Annotated in this window: 7 protein-coding genes; 5 read left to right on the top strand and 2 right to left on the bottom strand. The window is 63.1% G+C overall.

Annotation, left to right across the window (positions count from 1 at the left end; all coding sequences use genetic code 11):
• Positions 1 to 216: 216 nt before the first annotated feature.
• The 5 genes from HYE77_RS22535 to HYE77_RS22515 are packed head-to-tail and all read left to right on the top strand — an operon-like array spanning position 217 to position 5,771.
• Complete coding sequence (locus HYE77_RS22535; protein ID WP_177069380.1) at positions 217 to 1,866, top strand: AMP-binding protein; 1,650 nt, start codon at positions 217 to 219, stop codon at positions 1,864 to 1,866.
• Between the two features lie 22 nt (positions 1,867 to 1,888).
• Positions 1,889 to 2,656, top strand: coding sequence for an SDR family NAD(P)-dependent oxidoreductase (locus HYE77_RS22530; protein ID WP_008433459.1), 768 nt, complete (start codon positions 1,889 to 1,891; stop codon positions 2,654 to 2,656).
• Between the two features lie 10 nt (positions 2,657 to 2,666).
• On the top strand, positions 2,667 to 3,851 hold the full coding sequence (locus tag HYE77_RS22525) for an acetyl-CoA C-acyltransferase (protein ID WP_008433457.1): 1,185 nt from the start codon (positions 2,667 to 2,669) through the stop codon (positions 3,849 to 3,851).
• Between the two features lie 9 nt (positions 3,852 to 3,860).
• Positions 3,861 to 4,988, top strand: coding sequence for an acyl-CoA dehydrogenase (locus tag HYE77_RS22520; protein WP_008433455.1), 1,128 nt, complete (start codon positions 3,861 to 3,863; stop codon positions 4,986 to 4,988).
• Between the two features lie 9 nt (positions 4,989 to 4,997).
• Positions 4,998 to 5,771 carry an enoyl-CoA hydratase gene (locus HYE77_RS22515; RefSeq protein WP_003217608.1) on the top strand — a complete coding sequence of 258 codons (774 nt, stop codon included), beginning with the start codon at positions 4,998 to 5,000 and terminating at the stop codon, positions 5,769 to 5,771.
• A 139-nt stretch (positions 5,772 to 5,910) separates the two neighbouring features.
• Here HYE77_RS22515 and HYE77_RS22510 read toward each other — a convergent pair whose 3' ends face one another.
• Together HYE77_RS22510 and HYE77_RS22505 are read right to left on the bottom strand one after the other, a co-directional pair.
• On the bottom strand, positions 5,911 to 7,062 hold the full coding sequence (locus HYE77_RS22510) for an acyl-CoA dehydrogenase family protein (protein ID WP_177054480.1): 1,152 nt from the start codon (positions 7,060 to 7,062) through the stop codon (positions 5,911 to 5,913).
• Positions 7,063 to 7,065: 3 nt separating this feature from the next.
• Positions 7,066 to 8,169 (bottom strand): enoyl-CoA hydratase/isomerase family protein, encoded by a 1,104-nt coding sequence (locus tag HYE77_RS22505; protein WP_102604351.1) that lies wholly within the window; start codon positions 8,167 to 8,169, stop codon positions 7,066 to 7,068.
• Between the last annotated feature and the right edge of the window lie 84 nt (positions 8,170 to 8,253).

Raw genomic sequence — 8,253 nt, 5'->3', positions numbered from 1 at the left:
TTTGCGCTTTTCAAAAGTGAGCCGCTGTAAGAGCGGAACCAATACAAGCTATCACCCAAAAAACGGATATACACACACCAGACAGCGCCCCCCATTGGCCAAACCAGTCAACCAAGTTGAAAGCTTTGACCATTGCCCACCCACCGCTCTAGAGCGACTATTTCACCGGTCTACGTACCCATCCTGAAAATAAAAAACACACAGGGATTTGAAGCGATGCGTGATTACTCGGCTGCCACCACCCAGTTCAACTACCAACACACCGTCGACGCTGCCTTGTCGGGCAACCTGCAGGCCCTCAACGCCTGCGTCGAATGCTGCGACCGCCACGCATTACCTGGCCGCATCGCACTGTTCTGGGAGGGCAAGGACGGCCGCAGCGCCACGTCCACCTTCACCCAGCTGCAAGACCAGGCCGCACGCTTCGCCAACTTCCTCCTGGCCCAGGGCGTCAATCGCGGCGACAAGGTGGCAGGCCTCCTGCCACGCACCGCCGAGCTGCTGGTGGTCGTCCTCGCCACCTGGCGCATCGGCGCGGTCTATCAGCCGCTGTTCACCGCCTTCGGCCCCAAGGCCATCGAACACCGCCTGAACAGCTCCGGCGCCGCGCTGGTGGTGGCCGATGCAGTAAACCGTCCCAAACTGACGGAAGTGGCCGACTGCCCGACCATCGTCACCGTCGCCGGCCCCAACGGCGAAGGCATCGTGCGCGGCGATTTCAGCTTCTGGGCCGAGCTGCCCAACTATTCCAACCTCTGCGAACCCGTATTGCTGGGCGCCGACGACCCGTTCCTGCTGATGTTCACCTCAGGCACCACCGGCCCGTCGAAAGCCCTGGCCGTGCCGCTCAAGGCAATCGTTGCGTTCCAGAGCTACACCCGCGACGCCGTCGACCTGCGCCCCGAAGACGCATTCTGGAACGTCGCCGACCCGGGCTGGGCCTACGGCATCTATTTCGGCGTGACCGGCCCCTTGTCCATGGGCCACCCGATCACCTTCTACGATGGCCCGTTCACCCTCGAAAGCACGTGCCGTGTCATCAACAAATACGGGATTACCAACCTCACCGGTTCGCCCACCGCCTACCGCCTGCTGATCGCCGGGGGTGAGCAGTTCGCCAAGTCGATCAAGGGCAAGCTGCGTATTGTCAGCAGCGCCGGCGAGCCATTGAACCCGGAAGTGATCCGCTGGTTCGCCGATAACCTCGGCGTGACCATCCACGACCACTACGGCCAGACCGAGCTGGGCATGGTGCTGTGCAATCACCATGGCCTGGAGCATCCGGTGCACGTCGGCTCCGCAGGCTTTGCCTCGCCGGGCCATCGCATCGTGGTGCTGGACGACAACCATCAGGAGCTGCCCGCCGGCCAGCCAGGCATCCTGGCTATCGACCGCGAGCAATCGCTGATGTGCTGGTTTGCCGGTTATGACGGCGTCAAGACCAAGGCCTTCGTCGGCAAGTACTACCTCAGCGGCGATACGGTGGAGCTGAACCCCGATGGCAGCATCAGCTTTGTCGGGCGCAGCGACGATGTGATTACCACTTCCGGCTATCGCGTGGGGCCGTTCGACGTAGAGAGCGCCTTGATCGAGCATCCGGCCGTGGTGGAGGCCGCCGTAGTGGGCAAGCCATGTCCGGAACGCACCGAGATCGTCAAGGCGTTTGTGGTGCTCAGCGAGCAGTACCGCGCCGAGCCGGCCCTGGCCGAAGAGCTGCGCCAGCACGTGCGCAAGCGCCTGGCCGCTCACTCGTACCCGCGGGAAATCGAATTTGTCAGCGAGCTGCCCAAGACCCCGAGCGGCAAGCTGCAACGCTTCATTTTGCGTAATCAGGAAATTGCCAAGGCCCAGGCGGCCACGGCGTGACCCATTCTTCAAGGAAACAATGATGCAGATTGAGAACAAGGTTTTTCTGGTCAGCGGTGGCGCTTCAGGCCTCGGCGCGGCAACCGCCGAGATGCTCGTGGCGGCCGGTGCCAAGGTGATGCTGGTGGACCTGAACGCCGACGCAGTGGCCGCCCAGGCGCAAAAGCTCGGCGCGCAGGCCCGCAGCGTAGTCGCCGATATCAGCCAGGAAGCCGCTGCCGAAGCGGCGGTACAGGCCACCGTCGCCGCCTTTGGCGGTTTGCATGGGTTGGTCAACTGTGCCGGTGTGGTGCGGGGCGAGAAAATCCTCGGCAAAAATGGCCCGCACGTGCTGGCCAACTTCGCCCAGGTGATCAACGTCAACCTGATCGGCAGTTTCAACCTGCTGCGCCTGGCTGCAGCGGCTATCGCTGAAACCGAGGCGAATGCCGATGGCGAGCGCGGTGTGATCATCAATACCGCTTCAGTGGCAGCGTTTGACGGCCAGATCGGCCAGGCGGCCTATGCCGCGTCCAAGGGCGCGATTGCCAGCCTGACCCTGCCGGCGGCCCGCGAACTGGCGCGCTACGGGATTCGGGTGATGACCATCGCCCCCGGTATTTTCGAAACTCCGATGATGGCGGGCATGACGCCGCAAGTGCGCGAATCCCTCGCCGCCGGCGTGCCATTCCCGCCGCGCCTGGGCAAGCCGGGCGAGTACGCCGCGCTGGTGCGGCATATCATTGAAAACAGCATGCTCAACGGCGAGGTGATCCGTCTCGACGGGGCCTTGCGCATGGCAGCCAAATAAGGAGATTTTCATGACTGATCCAATCGTTATTGTCAGCGCGGTACGCACCCCGATGGGCGGGTTCCAGGGCGATCTCAAAGGCCTCACCGCTCCGCAACTGGGCGCTGCGGCGATTCGTGCAGCGGTCGAACGCGCCGGTATCGCTTCCGATGCCGTGGATGAAGTGCTGTTCGGCTGCGTGCTGCCCGCCGGCCTCGGCCAGGCGCCGGCACGCCAGGCGGCGCTGGGTGCTGGCCTGGACAAGTCCACGCGCTGCACCACCCTCAACAAGATGTGCGGCTCGGGCATGGAAGCCACGATCCTGGCCCATGACGCGTTGCTGGCCGGCAGCGTGGAGGTGGCCATCGCCGGTGGCATGGAGAGCATGTCCAACGCGCCGTACCTGCTGGACCGCGCCCGCAGCGGCTATCGCATGGGCCACGGCCGGGTGCTCGACCACATGTTCCTCGACGGCCTTGAAGACGCCTACGACAAGGGCCGCCTGATGGGCACCTTTGCCGAGGACTGCGCCGAGCACAACGGCTTTTCCCGCGAGGCCCAGGACGCGTTCGCGATTGCGTCCCTGACCCGTGCGCAACAGGCGATCACCGACGGCAACTTCATCGCCGAAATCGTCCCGGTGCAGGTCACCGTGGGCAAGGAACAGAAAACCATCATCCACGACGAACAGCCGCCGAAAGCCAAGCTGGACAAGATCGCCACCCTGAAGCCGGCCTTCCGTGAAGGCGGTACGGTGACGGCAGCCAACTCCAGTTCGATTTCCGACGGTGCGGCGGCGCTGCTGCTGATGCGCCAGTCCGAAGCGCACAAGCGCGGGCTCAAGCCTCTGGCGGTGATCCATGGCCACGCGGCGTTTGCCGATGAGCCTGGCCTGTTCCCGGTAGCGCCGGTGGGGGCGATCCGCAAGCTGATGAGCAAGACCGGCTGGAACCTCGACGAAGTCGACCTGTTTGAAATCAACGAAGCCTTTGCCGTGGTCAGCCTGGTGACCATGAGCAAGCTGGAGATTCCCCACAGCAAGGTCAACATCCACGGCGGTGCCTGTGCCCTGGGCCATCCGATTGGCGCGTCCGGCGCGCGGATCCTGGTGACCCTGCTTTCGGCCCTGCGCCAGAAAGGCCTCAAGCGCGGCGTTGCAGCGATCTGCATCGGCGGCGGTGAAGCCACGGCCATGGCCGTTGAATGCCTGTACTAAGGAACACCTATGCTGCCGAATGACGAACAACTGCAAATCAGCGAAGCCGCCCGGCAATTTGCCCAGGAACGCCTTAAACCGTTCGCTGCCGAGTGGGACCGCGAGCATCGCTTTCCCAAGGAAGCCATTGGTGAAATGGCCGAGCTGGGCTTTTTCGGCATGCTGGTCCCGGAGCAATGGGGCGGCTGTGATACCGGCTACCTGGCCTACGCCATGGCCCTGGAAGAGATCGCTGCCGGTGACGGCGCCTGCTCGACCATCATGAGCGTGCACAACTCCGTGGGCTGCGTGCCGATCCTCAAGTTCGGCAATGATCAACAGCGCGAGCAGTTCCTCAAGCCCCTGGCCAGTGGTGCGATGCTCGGTGCGTTTGCCTTGACCGAGCCCCAGGCCGGTTCCGACGCCAGCGGCCTGAAAACCCGTGCCCGGCTGGAGGGCGATCACTACGTCTTGAATGGCTGCAAGCAGTTCATCACCTCCGGGCAAAACGCCGGGATCGTGATTGTGTTTGCAGTCACCGATCCGGCTGCCGGCAAACGCGGCATCAGCGCCTTTATCGTGCCCACCGACTCGCCGGGCTACAGCGTCGCGCGGGTCGAGGACAAGCTCGGCCAGCATGCTTCCGACACCTGCCAGATCCTGTTTGAGGATGTGAAGGTGCCGGTGGCCAATCGTTTGGGCGAGGAGGGCGAAGGCTACCGGATCGCCCTGGCCAACCTCGAAGGCGGGCGTGTCGGCATTGCTTCGCAAGCGGTGGGCATGGCGCGGGCGGCATTTGAAGCGGCCCGGGACTACGCCCGCGAGCGGGAAAGCTTTGGCAAGCCGATCATCGAGCACCAGGCCGTGGCCTTCCGCCTGGCGGACATGGCGACGCAAATCGCCGTGGCGCGGCAGATGGTGCATTACGCCGCCGCCCTGCGTGACAGCGGCAAGCCGGCGCTGGTGGAAGCGTCCATGGCCAAGCTGTTTGCTTCGGAAATGGCCGAAAAGGTCTGCTCGGCAGCCTTGCAAACCCTCGGCGGTTACGGTTACCTGAGCGACTTTCCCCTGGAGCGGATCTACCGCGATGTGCGGGTCTGCCAGATTTACGAAGGCACCAGCGATATTCAACGCATGGTCATTTCACGCAATCTCTGAGGAGTCTCTATGAGTTACGAAAGCATTTTGCTGGACGTGCAGGGCCGGGTCGGGCTGATCACCCTCAATCGCCCGCAAGCGCTGAACGCCCTGAACGCGCAACTGGTCAGCGAGCTGAACCAGGCGCTGGACAGCCTGGAAGCCAACCCGGAAATCGGCTGCATCGTGCTAACCGGCTCGAAAAAAGCCTTTGCCGCCGGTGCCGACATCAAGGAAATGGCCGAGCTGACCTACCCGCAGATCTACCTCGACGACCTGTTCAGCGACAGCGATCGCGTGGCCAACCGCCGCAAGCCGATCATCGCGGCGGTCAACGGGTTTGCCCTGGGTGGCGGTTGTGAACTGGCCTTGATGTGCGACTTCATCCTGGCGGGCGACAACGCCAAGTTTGGCCAGCCGGAAATCAACCTCGGCGTGCTGCCGGGCATGGGCGGCACCCAGCGCCTGACCCGCGCCGTGGGCAAGGCCAAGGCCATGGAAATGTGCCTGACCGGGCGCTTTATCGATGCGGTGGAAGCCGAGCGCTGCGGGATCGTCGCGCGCATCGTGCCGGCGGATGAGCTGTTGGACGAAGCATTGAAGGTCGCGACCCTGATCGCCGGCAAGTCGGTGCCCATCAGCATGATGGTCAAGGAAAGCGTGAACCGTGCGTTTGAAGTGAGCCTGTCCGAAGGCGTGCGCTTTGAGCGCCGGGTGTTCCACGCGGCGTTTGCCACGCTGGATCAGAAGGAAGGCATGGCGGCGTTTGTGGCCAAGCGTGCGCCGGAGTTCAAGGACAAGTAAACACTGTCCTGTAACGCTGAGGATCAAAATGTGGGAGCGGGCTTGCTCGCGAAGGCGGTGTTACAGTCACCCGATGTATCGACTGATCCACCGCCTTCGCGAGCAAGCCCGCTCCCACATGGGTTCTGCGAAATACCTGTTACAGCGGGTAGTTTTTCAATTCTCTGGCAATCACCATCCGCTGAATCTCGCTGGTGCCCTCGTAAATCTGGGTAATCCGCGCATCCCGGTAGTAACGCTCCACCGGGTAGTCCTCCAGATAGCCATAACCCCCATGAATCTGCATGGCTGAAGAGCACACCTTCTCGGCCATTTCCGAGGCAAACAGCTTGGCCTGAGAGGCCTCCGACAGGCATGGCTTGCCCGCACTGCGCAATCGGGCGGCGTGCAGGATCAGCAGGCGCGCCGCATTCAGGCGGGTTTGCATGTCGGCCAGCAAGTTGGCCACGCTCTGGTGCTCGATGATCGCCTTGTCGAACTGCACCCGGTCACGGGCATAGGCCAGCGCGGCCTCAAAGGCGGCACGCGCAATACCCAGCGCCTGGGCGGCAATCCCGATGCGTCCGCCTTCGAGGTTGGACAGGGCGATGGCCAGGCCCTTGCCGCGTTCACCCAGCAGGTTGGCTTCCGGTACGGTGCACTGGTTGAGGGTGACGGCACAGGTGTCCGAGGCACGAATGCCCATCTTGTGTTCGGTACGGTCCACCACGAAGCCCGGGGTGTTGGTCGGCACCAGGAACGCCGAGATGCCTTTCTTGCCCAGCTCCGGGTCGGTCACTGCAAACACGATCGCCAGCTTAGCGCGCTTGCCGTTGCTGACAAACTGCTTGGCGCCGTTGATCACCCACTGGCCGTCCCTCAGTTCGGCGCGGGTGCGCAGGTTGTGCGCTTCGGAACCGGCCTGGGGTTCGGTAAGGCAGAAGCAACCGATGGCCTGGCCGCTGGCCAGTTCCGCCAACCAGGTTTCCTTTTGTGCTTGTGAGCCGTAGTTGAGGATTGGCCCGCAACCCACTGAATTATGGATACTCATCAGTGCGCCGGTAGCGCCGTCGCCAGCGGAAATCTCTTCCACTGCCAGGGCGTAGGCCACGTAGTCGACGTAGGTGCCGCCCCATTCTTCAGGCACCACCATGCCCAGCAAACCCAACTCGCCCATCTTGGCGACCAAAGCATCGTCGATCCAGCCGGCCTTTTCCCAAGCCTGGGCGTGGGGGGCGATTTCGCCACGGGCAAAGTCCCGCGCCATGTCGCGGATCATCACTTGTTCTTCTGTAAATTCAATATCTTGCATGACTTAGTTCCCGTTCTTGTCGAAGTCGCGGAAGAAGCTTTCGACATGATCAGCCTCCAACGCCTGCAGGGTTGGAGGGTTCCAGCGAGGGGTTTTGTCCTTGTCGATCAGCAGGGCGCGGACGCCTTCGATCAGGTCGCCACGGGCAAACCATTGGCGATCCAGGTGCAGTTCCAGGGCAAAGCACTGCTCCAGCGGCAGGTGGCGCCCGCGACGCAGCATCTGCAGGGTCACGGCCATGGCCAGGGGGGAGCGCGTCTGCATCAGGCTGGCGGTGGTCAATGCCCAGTCATGGCTGTCGGCGACGGTGACTTGCTGCAATTGCTCGACGATGCTCGGCACGTCCGGCAAGGCAAAGAAGTGATCGATGGCTGGGCGTAGCGCCGCCAGGGGGGCGTCGGGCAATTGTTGCACCGCGAGGCTGGCCAGCAGGCCTTGCAGGTCCTTGAGGGGAGAATCGTGCCATTCCAGGCGGTCCAGGCGCTGGTCGAGGTCGGCGAGCCGGGCGCTGTCGAGGTACCAGTCCGCCAGGCCGCAATACAGGGCGTCGGCGGCACGAATCTGCACGCCGGTCACCCCGAGGTAGATCCCCAGTTCCCCGGGAATGCGCGGCAGGAAATAGCTGCCGCCCACGTCAGGGAAATACCCGATGGCCACCTCGGGCATTGCCAGGCGGCTGCGGTCGGTGACCACCCGCAGGTCGGCGCCTTGCACCAGGCCCATGCCACCGCCAAGGACGAAGCCGTCCATCAGTGCCAGGACCGGTTTGCGATAGTTGTGAATGGCGAGGTCGAGGGCGTATTCCTCGACGAAGAAGTCTTCGTGGAGGGTGTCGCCGCTCTTGAAGCTGTCGTACAGCGAGCGAATGTCGCCGCCGGCGCAGAAGGCTTTTTCACCGGCACCGCGCAACACCACGGCATGCACCTGGGGATCCTCCGCCCACGCCTGCAAATGCCGGCTGAGGCTGCGGACCATGTCCAGGGTGAGGGCGTTAAGGCCTGCGGGGCGATTGAGGGTCAGGTGGCCAATATGGTTGCGTACGTGCGCCAGGACCTCGTCTTGCACAATCCCGGCGCTGCTTGCCTCGGATGAAACCTGAGCAGTCATCTCTAACTCCCTGCTTTTATTGTTCTTTATCAAGATGTTCGCGGGCGAACCATCTCGCGATCGTACCAGTGCAAATTTGCCCAG

The organism is Pseudomonas sp. IPO3774 (assembly GCF_013386835.1).
In the GTDB taxonomy this organism is placed as follows: Bacteria; Pseudomonadota; Gammaproteobacteria; order Pseudomonadales; family Pseudomonadaceae; genus Aquipseudomonas.
The sequence above is the reverse complement of the archived record's forward strand: the minus strand, read 5'-3'. Positions and strand labels throughout refer to the sequence as shown.